Origin of the sequence: Roseomonas sp. 18066 (genome assembly GCF_902706185.1) — a bacterium.
GTDB lineage: Bacteria > Pseudomonadota > Alphaproteobacteria > Acetobacterales > Acetobacteraceae > Pseudoroseomonas.
In genome coordinates this window covers 32,958-47,572 of record NZ_CACSJM010000027.1, presented here as the reverse complement: position 1 = coordinate 47,572, position 14,615 = coordinate 32,958, and the positions used below count along the sequence as shown (strand labels likewise).

General features: G+C 70.5%; 12 protein-coding genes and 1 pseudogene. 4 read left to right on the top strand and 9 right to left on the bottom strand.

All coding sequences use genetic code 11. The features are described 5' to 3' along the window. A pseudogene (locus GVN67_RS08065) lies at window positions 1-127 on the top strand (IS5/IS1182 family transposase); the annotation flags it as partial. On the opposite strand, the gene GVN67_RS08060 reads toward GVN67_RS08065, so the two are convergent. Further along, complete coding sequence (locus GVN67_RS08060; RefSeq protein WP_200845167.1) at window positions 124-1,341, bottom strand: MFS transporter; 1,218 nt, start codon at window positions 1,339-1,341, stop codon at window positions 124-126. The pseudogene GVN67_RS08065 and the gene GVN67_RS08060 overlap by 4 nt on opposite strands. Window positions 1,342-1,550: 209 nt before the next feature. Here GVN67_RS08060 and GVN67_RS08055 point away from each other — a divergent pair, with 209 nt between their 5' ends. The 3 genes from GVN67_RS08055 to GVN67_RS08045 all read left to right on the top strand — a co-directional run bounded on the left by GVN67_RS08055 (window position 1,551) and on the right by GVN67_RS08045 (window position 3,775). Continuing rightward, complete coding sequence (locus GVN67_RS08055; protein ID WP_159994600.1) at window positions 1,551-2,252, top strand: helix-turn-helix transcriptional regulator; 702 nt, start codon at window positions 1,551-1,553, stop codon at window positions 2,250-2,252. Window positions 2,253-2,393: 141 nt separating this feature from the next. Then, window positions 2,394-3,068, top strand: a complete 675-nt coding sequence (locus GVN67_RS08050) for a ParA family protein (protein ID WP_159994598.1) — start codon at window positions 2,394-2,396, stop codon at window positions 3,066-3,068. Next, a complete protein-coding gene (locus GVN67_RS08045) occupies window positions 3,065-3,775 on the top strand; it encodes a hypothetical protein (RefSeq protein WP_159994596.1) in 711 nt (236 codons plus the stop codon). Before GVN67_RS08050 ends, GVN67_RS08045 begins: the two co-directional genes overlap by 4 nt. 173 nt (window positions 3,776-3,948) lie before the next feature. Here the strand turns inward: GVN67_RS08045 and GVN67_RS08040 are convergent, their stop codons facing one another. The 8 genes from GVN67_RS08040 to GVN67_RS08005 all read right to left on the bottom strand — a co-directional run bounded on the left by GVN67_RS08040 (window position 3,949) and on the right by GVN67_RS08005 (window position 14,515). Next, window positions 3,949-4,848: a replication protein RepA gene (locus GVN67_RS08040; protein WP_159994594.1), complete on the bottom strand. Its 900-nt coding sequence runs from the start codon at window positions 4,846-4,848 to the stop codon at window positions 3,949-3,951. 290 nt (window positions 4,849-5,138) lie between these two features. Next, the gene (locus GVN67_RS08035) at window positions 5,139-6,518 is read right to left on the bottom strand and encodes an aldehyde dehydrogenase family protein (RefSeq protein ID WP_159994592.1); all 1,380 of its coding nucleotides are present in this window, start codon (window positions 6,516-6,518) and stop codon (window positions 5,139-5,141) included. Between the two features lie 38 nt (window positions 6,519-6,556). After that, window positions 6,557-8,194: a hydantoinase B/oxoprolinase family protein gene (locus GVN67_RS08030; protein ID WP_159994590.1), complete on the bottom strand. Its 1,638-nt coding sequence runs from the start codon at window positions 8,192-8,194 to the stop codon at window positions 6,557-6,559. Then, entirely contained in the window at window positions 8,191-10,266 is a 2,076-nt protein-coding gene (locus GVN67_RS08025) for a hydantoinase/oxoprolinase family protein (protein ID WP_159994588.1), read from the bottom strand. Before GVN67_RS08025 ends, GVN67_RS08030 begins: the two co-directional genes overlap by 4 nt. Window positions 10,267-10,316: 50 nt before the next feature. Further along, window positions 10,317-11,681: a TRAP transporter large permease gene (locus GVN67_RS08020; protein WP_159994586.1), complete on the bottom strand. Its 1,365-nt coding sequence runs from the start codon at window positions 11,679-11,681 to the stop codon at window positions 10,317-10,319. Continuing rightward, window positions 11,678-12,313, bottom strand: coding sequence for a TRAP transporter small permease subunit (locus GVN67_RS08015; RefSeq protein ID WP_159994584.1), 636 nt, complete (start codon window positions 12,311-12,313; stop codon window positions 11,678-11,680). The genes GVN67_RS08020 and GVN67_RS08015 overlap by 4 nt, the downstream gene beginning before the upstream one ends. Next, complete coding sequence (locus GVN67_RS08010; RefSeq protein ID WP_159994582.1) at window positions 12,310-13,386, bottom strand: TRAP transporter substrate-binding protein; 1,077 nt, start codon at window positions 13,384-13,386, stop codon at window positions 12,310-12,312. The genes GVN67_RS08015 and GVN67_RS08010 overlap by 4 nt, the downstream gene beginning before the upstream one ends. Window positions 13,387-13,615: 229 nt before the next feature. After that, window positions 13,616-14,515 (bottom strand): LysR family transcriptional regulator, encoded by a 900-nt coding sequence (locus GVN67_RS08005; protein ID WP_159994580.1) that lies wholly within the window; start codon window positions 14,513-14,515, stop codon window positions 13,616-13,618. Window positions 14,516-14,615: the final 100 nt, after the last annotated feature.

Below are 14,615 nucleotides of genomic sequence, written 5' to 3'. Positions count from 1 at the left end.
CTTCAATCGAATGAAGCACTTCCGACGCATCGCCACCCGCTTCGACAAGCTCTCGCGCAACTACCTCGCTGCCCTACACCTTGTCGGGTCAAGGCTATGGCTGCGGCATTATGAGTCCGTGACCTAGCGCCGCGCCAGGATCAGCGCGCCGGCGATCAGCTGCAGCAGCCCCGCCGTCAGGAACAGGTACGGCGTCTCGAAGCGCAGCAGGCCGAAGGCCGCCGGCGCGAAGGCATAGGCCGCCTGGCCGGTCGCAGTGACCAGGGCCACGGCGCGCGGCAGGTCCTCGGCGCGGAAATCGCGCTGGGCGATCAGCGGCGGCAGCGAGGTGGCATTGCCGATGCCCAGGCCAAACAGCGCGCAGCCCGCCAGCATCAGCGGCACCGAGCCGAAGGACCCGGCCAGCATCAGCGCCGATCCCGCCGCCTGCACCGCCCCGTTGAGCGCCGCCGCCTGCCGCCGGCTGGCCCCGGGCCGCAGCAGCCGCCCCACCACCATCCGCCCCAGGATGGCGCAGCCCGTCGCACCGCCCATGGCCAGCCCCGCGGCGCCGGCGCCCAGCAGCGGCACCAGGATGGAGAAGAGATGCGCCACCAGCCCGATCTGCGCGAAGAGCGCCAGGCTGGCCCCGGCCGTCAGGGTCAGGAAGCGTTTTTCTGTCCAGGGGTTCTGGCCCAGGGGCGCGGCCTCGACGGGTGGCTTGGCCGGGGTTGCCGACAGCGCCTCACCATCCGGCTGCTGGCCCAGCATCGCCGGCGTCGGCGCGAAGAAGCGCCCGGCCATCCACCACAGCAGCCCGGCGAAGATCAGCCCGACCAGGGTCGCGGCCGCCGGAAAGCCGAGCCCGCCGATCAGCGCCACCCAGAGCGGCGACAGGATCAGCCCGCCGAAGCTGGCGCCGTTGAAGGCCATGCCCAGCGCCATGGGGCGGCGATGGACGAACCAGGGCGCGATCGCCGCGTTCAGCGCCGCCGAGCTGGTCACCGCCCAACCGGCTGCGCTCAGCGGCGCCGCCAGGAACAGCTGCCAGGGTTCCCGGGCCAGCGCCCAGCCGAGCAGGCCTACCGCCGTCAGCAGCCCGCCCGCCCGCAGCACGGCGACCTGGCCGAAGCGGCGGTGCAGCCCGGCCAGCTGCGCCACCACCAGCGCGCCCAGCAGGAACTGGGTGGTGATGGCGGCCGAGAGCAGGCCCACCGGCCAGCCCTGCCGCTCGGCCAGGGTCTGGAGGAAGATCGGCGGCCCGTAGAAGCCGATGCCCCAGGCGAAGAAGGCGGTGACGAAGCCGGCCCGCACCACCTTCCAGCCAAAGAATTTTTGTCCGGTCTGCATCGCCGGCAGCATGGCAAAGCCCGGGGCCGCCGTCTGCCCTGGGGTTGTGGAATCTGGTTCCGCCCGGGCGACCGAGGGCGCTGAATTGCTGGCGAAAGTCATGGCGGCGCTCCTGTTATGGCCGCTTGTCTCGCGCGGTTCGGGCCCGCGATGCTACGGCGGCGGCCGAAGCGTCCTGCGCCGGCGCGTGGTAGACAGGATGCCGCACCAGGAGAAAGCGCATGCTGAGCACCGCAGGCTTCGCCGGCATCGCCGCGCTGATCGGCGACCCGGCCCGCGCCACCATGCTGGCCGCGCTGATGGATGGCCGCGCGCTGACCGCCAGCGAGCTGGCCGCCGCCGCCGGCATCACCCCGCAGACCGCCAGCGCACATCTGGCGCGGCTGACCGAGGCCGGGCTGCTGGCCATGGAACGGCAGGGCCGGCATCGCTATCACCGGCTGGCCTCGACCGCGGTCGCGCAGATGCTGGAGAGCATCATGGCCGTGGCCGCGAGCCAGATGGCGGTCGCGCCGGCCCGGCCGCGCACCGGCCCGCGCGACGTGGCGATGCGGCGGCTGCGCAGCTGCTACGACCATCTGGCCGGCCAGGTCGCCGTCGCCATGGCCGATCGCATGATTGCCCGCGGCCAGATCGAGCTCTCTTCGGATGGCGGCGTGCTGACCGAGGCCGGGCGCGGCTTCTTCGCTGAGCTCGGTCTAGCGCTGCCCGAGGCGCGCGGCGGCCGGGTCTTCTGCCGGCCTTGCCTGGATTGGAGCGAGCGACGGCCGCATCTGGCCGGGCGGCTGGGCACCGCGCTTTGCGGCTTCTGCCTGGAGCAGGGCTGGATGCGCCGGGTGGGCGACAGCCGGGCCATCACCGTCACCCCCACCGGCTGGCAGGCGCTGCACCAGCGCTTCTCCCTGTCGCCGCAGGATTTCTGAGGCGGCCCGGTTTTCCCTTGTAAAACCCGGTCGCGGAAAGCCCGGCGCGGGCTGCGCCCCGCAGAAATTTTCCCTTGTAAAACTGGTGGGGGCTGAAGGGCGCGTGTAGCTTGTGCCGATACAGCTACGACGAGGTCGCCCATGCCCACCCGCGCGCCGAAGAAAACCGAGCGATGCCGGATCATCCTGGTCTCCAGCCCCAAGGGCGGCGTCGGCAAGTCCTCGCTGGTGCGCAATATCCTAGTGGCGGCGGCGCGGCGCGGGCTGCGGGCGGAGGGGATCGATTTCGACCCCCAGGGCACGCTGCATAAATGGGCGATCCGCCGCGAACGGGTGCGCGAGAGCTTTCCCGAATGCCCGGAAGTGCCGGTGCGCGAGGCCGAGCTCGGCAATTGGCGCAACGCGCTGAAGCCGGGGGAGGGGACCCAGCTGCTGGTGCTGGACACGCCGCCGAGCATCGAGGTGCATTACAGCGCCGCGCTCAGCCTCTGCACCTCGGCTGATTTCGTGCTGGTGCCGACCGGGGCGACGCAGGACGATGTCGACAGCGTCATGCCCTGGATGGCGACCCTGGCCTCGGCCGAGGTCAAGGCGGCCTTCATCCTGAACAAGGCCAATCGCCGCACCAAGAGCTATGAGAGCATCCGCGCCAAGCTGCTGCAGGGCGGCGCGCTGTGCCCGATCGAGATCCCGCTGCTGGAAGACATCCATGTCAGCGCCGGCAAGGGCCTGGGCGTGCTCGATTTCAACCGGGGCCGCGCCAACGACACCTTCGAGGCGCTGTGGTCCTATGTCGCGCGGGAGGCCAGCCTGTGAAGCGCCCTGGATTGTCGCGCAACGCGCTGAAGTCGCTGGATGTCGACCAAGCCGCCGCCGGCGCGCCGCCTGATCGCCGAGCCAAGGACATCGCCGAGCTGATCACGGTCGACGAGGAGGCGCTGCGCACCATCGCCGAGGTCTTCGCCGGCACCAGCCTGCCGAAGGATCCGCGCAAGGTCCGCTCGCTGCTGAAGCTGCGCGGCGAGGTGACCGAGGCCTGGAGCCAGGCGCGCAACGCCTTCGTGCAGATCGGCCGCGCGCTGAACGACTTGGACAGCGAGCTGACCCGCGACGAGCGCGACCGGCTGCGCCTGGGCTTCCAGCAGCTGTTCCCCTTCAGCGAGACGGTGGCCAGCCAGTTCCGCCAGATCGCGCTGGCCGTCGACGAGGGCCGGCTGCCGCTGGAGGTGCTGCCGGGCTCCTACGGCACCGCCTATCAGCTGGCGCTGCTGAAGCCGGCCGAGCTGGAGGAGGCGCAGCTGCGCGGGCTGCTGCGCGCCGACGTCACGCGCAACGCCGTCATCCAGTTCCGCCGCGAGGTGCTGGCCGTCGCCCGACACCGCCCGGTCGGGCTGGACCGCAACCGGCTGCTGGCCGAGATGCGGCGGATCGAGGCCGATCGCCGCCGCCTGGTCGAGCAGCTGCTGAAGCTGCGCCTGCGCCGGCGGCAGATCAGCGCCATCCTGACCGGCGAGGGCGAGTAGGACGTGGAGTCTGGTGCCAGGCCTTGGAGTCTGGTGCCGCGGCGGGCGTGGAGTCTGCTTCCACCGCCGTGGAGCCTGGTTCCGCTTGGAGTCTGGTGCCACCCCGCCACAAGCCCATGAAAAAGGCGCCCCTCGCAGGGCGCCTTGGACCTTCCCGGGGCAGGGGAGGGGGGTCAGAGCTTGGCGATGGCCGGGCGCGAGGGGGACAGGGTGATGCCGCGCTCGGTGACCGAGACCTTCGCATCCGGGTAGGCGGCCAGCGCCAGCTCAAGGCATTCAATGAAATGCGCGCGGAACTTGCGGATCAGCTTGAAGCCGCCGCCGAACTGGGTGTGCAGCGCCATCCAGCTGACCTCGACATCCTTGGTCAGCACGTGCAGGCGATAAGCCAGCCAGATATAGACATCGATCACCATGGAGCGCGGCCCGATGGCCCGCAGCGCATTCTCCGAGACCGGGACCGGATGGTCCTTCAGCGCCCGGTAGAACTCCTCGTTCAGCAGCACCCGGTCCTGCCACAGCGCCGGCTGGTCGGAGACCAGGTTGGACATGCTGATGCTGCCATCGACGAAGCCGCCATGGCGCATCACCTCCTTGCCGGCGCGGTCGGTGAAGAACTGCAGGCGGCAGTTGGAGATGCGCTTGGCCTGCTCGTTGACCAGCTTGTAGGTGGTGCCGCCGATCGACAGCCCCATGCTGCCCAGCCAGACCCGCATGCTGCGGCCGAGCTCGATCTCGCGCGAGCCCGAGCGGACCGCCTCGCTCTGCAGGAACAGCAGGATGAAGCGGGCATAGGAGCCGTAGGGAATGCCGGTGGGCTTGCCGGAGCGGTCGTAGCCGGATTCCAGCAGCAGGGTCAGGTTGTGCCCCTCGCGGCGCCAGACCACGTCGGTCTGCGGCTTGTGCGGGAAGGAGGTCAGGGCGAAACCGCTATAGGTGAAGCCGATCTTCTCGGCATCCTCGGAGAGCACCTGATAGGCGGCCTCCACCATCAGCCGCTCATGCTTGCTCTCGGCCTGCTGGCGGGCATGGTCGATGCCATGCCGGATGATGAGCTGATGTATCTCGGCCATGGCGCAAAATGGTCGCCAACAACCCCCGCCGTCAATTTGGAGTCTGCTTCCGCAAGCAATTCGAAGGCTATTTGATTCTTCTATTTGTTATGTGGACCCAGGCTCCACGGGAGAAGCGCGAGTCGCGGACCCAGACTCCATGAAAAGCGGAAGCTGACTCCTGGGGATCTTTTGCCGGCGCTGTGGATATCCTGGCGCGTCGCCGTGGAGTCTGCTTCCGCCAGCAGCCGATTCGCAGCGGTTCCAGCGGCTTGGCGACTCGCGGCCGGTTGGGTCACAGGCCGGCTTGGTCACAGGCCGGTGCGGCGGAAGATCCGGCGTAGCCAGCGCAGCTGGTCGCCCGGGCGCGGATAGCGGAAGGGCAGCTCGAGCCGCGCGCTCTGGTGGTAATGGCTGCGCAGGCTGCTGAAATCCTGGAAGCCGGCCTGGCCATGCGCGCGGCCCTGCCCGCTGGGGCCGACGCCGCCGAAGGGCAGGCCGGACACCGCCGCCTGCAGCACATTGTCGTTGCGCACCAGGGCGCCGGAGCGCGTCGCCTGCTGCAGCCGCTGGGCCAGCGCGTCGTCGCGCCCGTGCAAATGGATGACGAGCGGCGAGGGCGCCGCCTGCAGCTGCCGCAGCAGGGCATCGGCGTCGGTCCAGGGCACCACCGGCAGGATCGGGCCGAAGATCTCCTCGCGAAGATTGCTGGCATCGGCAGCAAGATCGACCATCAGCGTCGGCGCGACATGCAGCCGCGCGGCATCGACCTGGCCGCCCTGCAGGATGCGCCCCTGGTCCAGCCGGCCGACCACACGGGCGAACTGCGCCGGATGCGCCAGGCGTTGCGCGCGCTGGCCGTCGGCGCCGTGGAAGGCGACCATCGCGGCGCGCAGCTCGTCGACCAGCCGGTCCCGCAGGCTGGCATGCACCAGCACATGGTTGGGCGCGATGCAGGTCTGGCCGGCATTGAGGAACTTGCCCCAGACGATGCGCCGCGCGGCGATGCGCGGATCGGCGCTGGGCTCGACGATGCAGGGGTTGCAGCCGCCGAGCTCCAGCGTGCAGCTGGTCAGGGTTGCTGCGGCCGCCAGCGCCACCCGGCGTCCCGTCGCCGGCGAGCCCGTGAAGAAGATATGGTCCCAGGGCAGGGCGGTCAGGCGGCCCGCCAGGCCGGCGTCACCCTGCAGCAGCCGCACCTGGCCCGGGTCGAAGCAATCCGCCACCAGGCGCTGCAGCAGGGCCGCCGTGGCCGGCGCGAATTCCGAGGGCTTCAGCAGCACCGTGTTGCCCGCGGCCAGGGCGCTGATCAGCGGCATCAGCGTCAATTGCAGCGGGTAGTTCCAGGGGCTGAGGATCAGCACCGCCCCGCGCGGCGCGTGCTGAACGGCCGCGCGGGCCGGCCAGTGCAGCCAGCCGGTGCCGACGCGCTGGCGCCGCATCCAGCCGGCGAGGTGCTTGCGGACATGCGCCAGCTCCTGCCGCAGCGGCAGGATCTCGGAGGTCCAGGCCTCCAGCTGCGGCTTGCCGAGATCGGTGTGGAGCGCGTCGAGGAAGGCGTCCTCCCGCGCCACCAGGCCTTCGGCGAGGCGCCGCAGCGCCGCCTGCCGCGCGGCCAGCGGCAGGGTCGCGCCGCTGAAGAAGCCGTCGCGCAGCGCCGCCAGCGCGGCCGTTTCGGGGCAGGGGTCCATCCCTGCCCAGATAAGGCCTGCTGGCGGCGCCGCAAGGGTCAGGCGGCGACGTAGCCGAGGCGCTGGTCGAGCGCGCGCGCCACGGCCAGGCGTTCGGCCGCGGCGCCGAAGCCGCCGCCGCCCGAGGTTTCCAGCCGGATGGTGTCGCCCTGCAGCAGCCGCAGGTTGTTGACCTTGGAGCCCAGCGCCTGGCGTTCCCCGCCGCGGATCAGCCACAGCGCGCCGGCGCGGCCGGGCTCGCCGCCTTCGAGGCCATAGGGGCGGTGCTTGAAGCGCTCGAGATTGGCGGTGAAGACGGCCTCGGCGCTGTCGATGCGCCATTCGCGGAACAGGCCGAGCCCGCCGCGCTGCCGCCCGGCGCCGCCGGAGCCGGACAACAGCCCATAGCCGGTGAGCGTGATCGGCAATTCGCTCTCGATCATTTCCACCGGAATGTTCGAGTTGTTGTGCATGCCGTAGGTGTAGCCGTTCAGCCCGTCGGTATCGTCATGCGCGCCGCTGCCGCCGACCTCGATCTCGACCAGCACGCCGCGCTCGCCCTGCGCGCCGATGGTCTGGAAGGAGCAGACATAGCTGACGCCGTAATAGGCCGCCGGCACCCGCCCCGGCACCGCCTTGTGCAGCGCGCCGAGCAGCGTCGTCGCCAGGCGATGCCCGGTCGCGATGCGGTTGGCGACCGGCGCGGGGTGGCGGGCATTGACGATGCTGCCCTCCGGCGCGATCACCTTGACCGGACGATAGCAGCCGGCATTGGGCGGGATCTCCTGGTCGGCGATGGCCATCACCGCATAGGAGACGGCCGAGCCGGAGGAGGCCAGCGTCGCATTGACCGGCCCCACCGCCTGCGGGCCGCAGCCGGAGAGGTCGATCACCATCTCCTCGCCGCGGACCTCGATCACCGCATGGATGCGGATCGGCTTGGCGTCGATGCCGTCATCGTCGAGGAAATCCTCGAAGTCGTAGATGCCGTCGGGGATGCGGCCGATCATGGCGCGCATGGCGCGTTCCGACCCGTCGAGGATGCGGGCGCAGGCCTCGGTCAGCGTGGTGGCGCCGACGCGGTCGGCGAGCTTGCGGATATTCGCTTCCCCCACCGCCAGCGAGGCCAGCTGCGCCTGCAGGTCGCCCCACAGCATGTCCGGGCGGCGGACATTCTGCTTCATCATGGCCAGCAGGTCGTCATTGATGACGCCGGCCTTGACCAGCTTCAGCGGCGGGATGCGCAGCCCTTCCTGGAAGATCTCCGTCGCCGTCGCGGCATAGGAGCCGGCGGCCATGCCGCCCATGTCCAGGTGGTGGCACAGCGTGCCGACGATGGCGATGCGCTGGCCTTCGGCGAAGACCGGGCGGAAGGCCAGGATGTCGGGGATGTGCTGGCCGCCGCAATAGGGATCGTTGGTGATGACGACATCGCCGTCTTCCCAGCGCTCCAGCGGCAGGTGGTCGCGCAGCACGGTGCGCAGCCCGGTGCTCATCGAGTTCAGGTGCTGCGGGATGCGTGCCGATTGCGCGACATTGTCGCCATGCGCGTCGAAGATCGCCGTCGAATAGTCCAGCAGCTCGCGCACGATGGTGGAGCGGCTGGTGCGCCAGACGGTGACATCCATCTCGGCGGCGGCGGCGGTCAGGGCGTTGCGCAGGATTTCCAGCGCGACGGGATCGAGATGCGAGCTCATGCCGCGAGCGCCTCCGTTTGGCCCTTGCTCTGGCGCCGGGCGATCAGCGTGTGGTCGGGGCCGGGGGCGCAGTGCCAGCCCTCGGCGAGATAGATGGTGGTGTATTCTTCCTCGATCAGGGCCGGGCCGCTGATCGGGGCGGTCAGCTGCTCGCGCTGGTGCACGGGCACCTCGCGCCAGGCGTCGCCCAGCCAGATGCGGCGCGCTTCCGGCTTGCGGTCGGCGCCAGCGCCCGGGGCGCGGCGGGTGCGGGCGCGGGCCAGCAGGCCGGTGGCCGACAGGCGCAGCGCCACCAGCTCCACGGGGGCGGCGGTGTTGCTGTAGGAGAAGCGGCGGGCATGCTCGGCATGGAAGGCCGTGAGCAGCGCGGCGAGCGCCGCGGGCTCGGCGGCGGGCGCCTCCCAGGGGATCACCAGCTCGAAGGCCTGGCCGCGATAGCGCAGGTCGGCGGAGAAGTTGAAGCGACGGTCGCCCGCCGGCACGCCATCGGCGGCCAGCAGCGCGTCGCCCTGCTCGCGCAGCTCTTCGAGGAAGCCAGCGACGCGCGGCAGGTTTTCGTCGATCGCCGGCATGACGCGGCTGCGCGTCAGGTCGTGCATGATGTCGGAATGCAGGATGCCAAAGGCGGAAAAGGTGCTGGCATCGGCGGGGAAGATGACTTCCGGCACGCCGAGCTCTTCCGCGACGGGGATGGCGTGCAGACCGCCCGCGCCGCCGAAGGACAGCAGGGAGAACTCGCGCGGGTCGAGGCCCTTCTCGAAGAGAGACAGGCGCGCGGCGGCGGCCAGGTTGGTGTCGGTCACCGCCAGCATGCCGGCGGCCGCCTGCTGCGTGCCGAGGCCGAGCGGCGCGCCGATGCGGGCGGCGATGGCGGCCTCCGCAGCCGGCGCGTCCAGCGGCATGGCGCCGCCCAGGAAGAAGCGCGGGTCGAGCCGGCCGAGGGTGATATTGGCATCCGTCACCGCGGGCTCGGTGCCGCCACGGCCGTAGCAGACCGGGCCGGGGCGGGAGCCGGCGCTGCGGGGGCCGACGCGCAGCCGCCCGGCATCGTCGACCGAGGCGAGCGAGCCGCCGCCGGAGCCGATGGTGCGGATCTCGATCATCGGCAGGCGCACCGGAAGCCCGTCGATCTCGCCCTGGGTCATGCGGGTGACGCTGCCCTCATGGACGACGCAGATGTCGAAGCTGGTGCCGCCCATGTCGACGCCCAGCAGGTTCGGCCGCTGCAGCGATTCGGCCATGCGCAGCGTCGCCAGCGCGCCGCCGGAGGGGCCGGAGAGCAACAGCCGCGCCGGCTGGCGCGACGCGACCTCGGCCGAGCAGACGCCGCTGTTGGACTGCACCAGCAGCAGCCGCGCGGTGATGCCGGCCTCCGCCAGGCGGCCCGTCAGCTTCTGCAGATAGGCGCCAACGACCGGCATCAGCAGCGTGTTCAGCGCCGTGGTCGAGCTGCGCTCATATTCGCGGATCTCCGGGCTGAGCTCGCTGGAGAGGCAGAGCGGCAGCTCGGGGCGCGCGCTCCGGATGGCCTCCGCCAGGGCCTGCTCATGCGCCGGATTGACATGGGCGTTGAGCAGGCAGATCGCGACGGCCTCGGCGCCCAGCGCATCCAGCTGCGCCAGCAGCGGCGCGATGGAGGCGGGATCGATCGCGCGCTCGACGGCGCCGTCGCCGCGGATGCGCTCCGCCACGCCGAGCCGGCGATCCCGCGGGATCAGCGGCGCGTCGTGATGCGGCTTCAGGCCATAGATATCCTTGCGGCTGTGGCGGCCGATTTCGAGAACATCCTCGAAGCCGGCGGTGGTGAGTAGCACGCCCTTGGCCAGGCGGCGCTCCAGCACCGCATTGGTCGCGATGGTGGTGCCGTGCAGCAGGATGCGGATATCGGCCAGGCCGAAGCCATAGCGCGTGGCGGCCTCGTTCAGCCCGGTGATCAGGCCGATCGAGGGGTCTTCCGGCGTCGTCGGCGTCTTCAGGCTGCGCAGCGCGCCGCTGCGCTCGTCCAGGATCTGCAGATCGGTGAAGGTGCCGCCGATATCGATGCCGATTCGGATGAAGGGTTCAGGGGACACGGGAACTCCGCTCGCAGCGTGCTGCGGTGAGGATGGGAAGGGCATGGCGGTCAGCCCATGACCTGCGGCAGCCAGGTGGCCAGCTCCGGCCAGGCCAGCAGGGCCGCGACCGCCACGAGGTAGGCGGCCAGGAAAGGCATGACGCCGGCGAAGACATCGGTGATCGGCCCGCCTTTGGGCCGCATGCCCTGCAGCACGTACATCACCGTGCCGTCGGGCGGGCTGATCTGCGCGATCTCCACCAGCATGGTGACGATGACGCCGAACCAGATCGGGTCGTAGCCAAGGCCGACGACGATCGGGAAGACCACGGGCACGGTGGTGATGATCATGGAGAAGCCCTCCATGAAGGTGCCGAGCGCGAAGTACATGCCGATGATGGCCAGCATGATCGCCCAAGGCGGCACCGGCAGGCCGCCGATCATCGTCGCCACCGTCTGCGGCACGTCGAGGCCGGTCAGCACGTAGTTCAGCAGATAGGCGCCGAGGATGATCAGCCCGAGCAGCGCGGTGTTGCGTGCGGTGGCTTCCGCCGAGGCGTTCAGCATGCGCCAGTTCAGCTTGCCGTCGAGTGCGGCGAAGCCGGCGGCGCCGACGACGCCGAGCGCTGCGGCCTCGGTCGGCGTCGCATAGCCGCCATAGATCGAGCCCAGCACCAGCAGCATCAACAGCAAGGTCGGCACCAGCCCGCCGAGCGCGCGGATCTTCACCGACAGCGGCAGCGCCGGCGGCTTCTCCATCGGGCTGCGCAGCCCGTGGATGGTGATGACGCCGACGAACAGCGCGGTGACCAGCACGCTGGGGATCAGCGCGGCGATATAGAGCGCGCCGACCGAGGTCTCGGTGATCAGCCCGTAGACGATGAAGGTGATGCCGGGCGGGATCAGGTTGCCCATGGCGCCGCCGGCGGCGAGCGAGCCCAGCACCATGCGCTGGCTGTACTTGGTGCCCTCGAAATAGGGCAGCGCCACCGAGCCCATGGTCGCCGCCGTCGCGACGGACGAGCCCGACACCGCCGAGAACAGCGCGCAGGAGGCGATGTTGGTGTGCAGCAGCCCGCCCGGCAGCCGGTTCAGCCAGACGTTCAGCGCCTTGTACAGCCGGTCCGACAAGCCGGCCCGCAGCAGGATTTCTCCCATGAGGAGAAACAGCGGAACGGCGATCAGAACGAAGTTGCTGGACGGCCCCCAGAAGGTCTGGCCGGCGAACAGCCAGAACGGCCGGTCGGAGAACAGAAAGCCGGCGAGCAGCGCCAGCAGCCCGAGCACGGCGGCGATATGCACGCCGGCGCCGAAGAAGACCATGAAGACCGCGACGAGTCCCAGAATCTCGGCGATGGGCAGCGATTGCGTGCCGCTGGCGGCGGCGAAGAACAGCGCGCCCAGCAGGCCCAGGATGAAAAGGATGGCGATCATGCGGCGCGCTCCCGCGCCATGGCGACGGCTTCCAGCGCCTCTTCCGCCTCGTCGTCGATGGTGCGCGCGCCGAGCAGCGCATCGGCCTCGGCGAAGCGGCCCAGCGCCAGCTCCAGCAGCGATTCCACCAGCAGCGCCAGGGTCATCGCCACGAAGGCGAAGAGCCCGAAGGTCCAGATGCCCTGCGGCACCGCCATCGGGATGCGCAGCTTGCTGTTGTCATGCGCGTCGAACATCAGGGATTCGTCCAGCAGCGACCAGGCCGCCCAGGCGGCGAAGACCGAAAAGCCGGCCAGCAGGACCAGGGCCAGCACATGCAGCACGGCGCGGATGCGCAGCGGCATGCGGTTGACCAGCACGTCGACCCGGATATGGGCGCGCGCCGCCAGCGTATGCGCCAGCGACCAGGAGATGCCGGCGGCCAGCATGTAGCTGGTGATCTCCACCGTCGCCGCGCTGGACACATGGAACACCGAGCGGCCGACGATATCGGCGGTGATGAACAGCGCGCAGAGGATGTAGTTCCAGCCGGCCAGATAGGCCATCACGGCGGAGACCCTGGCGATCCCCTGGCGCAGCGCCTGCGCCGCGCGCAGCGGCGCCGGGGCAGGGGCCCCGGCAGCGCGCCTCACGGACGATACTCCACGCCGGAGATCGGCGCGATCACCTGGTTGTAGATCTCGCCGCAGCGCGCGCCGCAGCGCTTGACGAAGCCGGGCAGCACGGTGTTGCGCAGCGTGGCGCGCACCAGCTCGCGATCGGCCTCGCTGGCGGTGACCTCGGTCATCGGCTTGGCGGCGATCTGGTGCAGCCGGCAGCCCTCGGGCTTGCCGATGTTGCAGTCCAGCCCATCGCGGGTGGCGGCGGCGCCAAGGTCCCACAGCTTCTCATGCATCTCGGCGAAGGTCGCCTCCAGCAGGCCGCGCACCTGCGGGTCCAGCTTGTTCCACCAGGCCAGGTTGACCATGTAGCCGGCGACCGACCAGGACAGCGGTAGGTCGGAGATATGCGTGGTCACCTCCGGCCAGCGCGCCGAGGCGCCGCTGCCGGTGCCGGTCACGGCGCAATCGACGACGCCGCGCTCCAGCGCGCTATAGACCTCGGGGAAGCCGACGCTGACCGGCAGGCCGCCGATCTTGTCGACCAGGTCGACCAGCGAATTGCCGAAGGTGCGCACCTTGCGCTCGCGCAGGTCGGCGAGGGTCCGGAACGGCTGGCGGCAGAACAGCACCTGCGCCGGGAAGGGATACAGCACCACCAGCCGGGTGTTGAATCGCTCCAGCTCCTTGTTGGCGACCGGCAGCACGGCCTCGGCGATGCGCTTGGCGGTGGCGATGTCGGGGCTGAGCCCGGCCAGGTCGATGCCGTCGAGGAAGGGCACGTCGCCCGACAGGGTCGACAGCGTGCCGGCGCCGATATCGGCCTGGCCGGAGCGCACCAGCCGGACGATCTCGTTGCCGCCGAGGTTGCGCTCGGCATGCGAGCTCAGCTGCACGGTGATGCGGCCGTTGGAGCGCGCCTGCAGCTGCTCGCGCAGCAGCGGCGTGTCGACGCGGGTGAATTGCGGCATGGTCGGCAGCGGCTGCGTCACCGCGACGATGCGCAGCTTCGGCCCGTCGGGCAGCGTGGCCGGCGCCTGGGCGCCGGCGGTATGGGCAGCAAGGCCCAGCCAGGCGGCCAGGCCGCCCGCGATCCATTTGTTCATTCTCGTGAAGCCCCTGTTGCTCTGCTGGCGGCTTCCGTTTGAATGGGTTCCCCGGCGCCGCACGTTGGTCGCAGCTGCGTTGCGGGCATCGGATCGCAGGGGCGATGCGCTGTCGAATCCTTAATTTGGATCGAAGCGATAAAGAGAATTTATCAGCGGCTCAAAAAATTAACAAAAACAAGGGCAGGCGGAAGGAATTCCCCCTGCACCTCCTTCTTCTTTCTGATCCTCAAGGCGCCTGCTGCATCGCCGCCGCCAGGCGACGCGCCTCGCCGGCCACCGCCGCGGCCAGGTGGCTCTGCGGGCTGCGCAGATAGCTCAGGTGGAAAGCATTGCGCGGCAGGGTGACGTCGGTGACCTCCAGCTGGCGCAGCCGGCCGGCGGCCAGCTCCTGCTGCGCCATCAGCAAGGGCAGGATCGACAGGCCGACACCGTCCAGCACCAGCCGCGTCATCGCCGTCAGCGAGGTGCTGCCCCAGAGCCGCAGCCCCGGCGTGCCGCTGGCCTCCAGCGCCGCGCGGATCTCGGCCGAGAGCGGCGAGCTGTGCGAAAAGCTGACCACCGGCCAGGGCGCCAGCTCCGCCAGCCGCAGCGGCCGCCGCGGCAGGTCGATATCGGCCCGCGCCACCCAGCCCAGGTCGATCCGGCATAGCGGCGCGTTCACCGCGCGCGGATCCTCCACCGGCCCGACCAGCATCACCAGGTCCAGCGCCCCGTCCAGCAGCTGGTCGCGCAGGTTGGGCGTGATGTCGACGACGATGTCCAGCACCAGCGCCGGATAGCGGCGGTGGACGCTCTCCATCAGCTGCGGCAGCAGGGTATGGACGAGGGTCTCGGCCAGGCCGAGCCGCAGCACGCCGTCCAGCGCCGCGGGGGCGGCTACGGCGCGCAGCATCTCGCCGCGCAGCTCCAGCATGCTCTCGGCATAGCGCAGCGCCGCCACCCCCTCCGGCGTCAGCGCGGTGCGCCGCAGCCGGTGCTCGAACAGCGAGACGCCCAGATCCTGCTCCAGTTGGCGGATGCGCGCCGACAGCGCCGGCTGGGTGGTGTTCAACCGCTGCGCCGCGGCGCGGAAGCCGCCCAGCCGCGCGATCCAGACGAAGGTCTCCAGCGATTTCAGGTCGCGCATCGGCGCCAGCGGGGCATGGGGTGTCCGGACAGGGGGCCCGCAGGATAGGAACCGCCGGCGCCCGGCGGCAAGGCAGGTTATCCACAGATTCGGTGGACCG

Excerpts from the sequence above, each read along its gene's own strand:
- GVN67_RS08060 (WP_200845167.1), bottom strand. The coding sequence starts at position 1,341 with ATGCTGCCGGCGATGCAGACCGGACAAAAATTCTTTGGCTGGAAGGTG.
- GVN67_RS08055 (WP_159994600.1), top strand. The coding sequence starts at position 1,551 with ATGCTGAGCACCGCAGGCTTCGCCGGCATCGCCGCGCTGATCGGCGAC.
- GVN67_RS08050 (WP_159994598.1), top strand. The coding sequence starts at position 2,394 with ATGCCCACCCGCGCGCCGAAGAAAACCGAGCGATGCCGGATCATCCTG.
- GVN67_RS08040 (WP_159994594.1), bottom strand. The coding sequence starts at position 4,848 with ATGGCCGAGATACATCAGCTCATCATCCGGCATGGCATCGACCATGCC.
- GVN67_RS08035 (WP_159994592.1), bottom strand. The coding sequence starts at position 6,518 with ATGGACCCCTGCCCCGAAACGGCCGCGCTGGCGGCGCTGCGCGACGGC.
- GVN67_RS08030 (WP_159994590.1), bottom strand. The coding sequence starts at position 8,194 with ATGAGCTCGCATCTCGATCCCGTCGCGCTGGAAATCCTGCGCAACGCC.
- GVN67_RS08020 (WP_159994586.1), bottom strand. The coding sequence starts at position 11,681 with ATGATCGCCATCCTTTTCATCCTGGGCCTGCTGGGCGCGCTGTTCTTC.
- GVN67_RS08010 (WP_159994582.1), bottom strand. The coding sequence starts at position 13,386 with ATGAACAAATGGATCGCGGGCGGCCTGGCCGCCTGGCTGGGCCTTGCT.
- GVN67_RS08005 (WP_159994580.1), bottom strand. The coding sequence starts at position 14,515 with ATGCGCGACCTGAAATCGCTGGAGACCTTCGTCTGGATCGCGCGGCTG.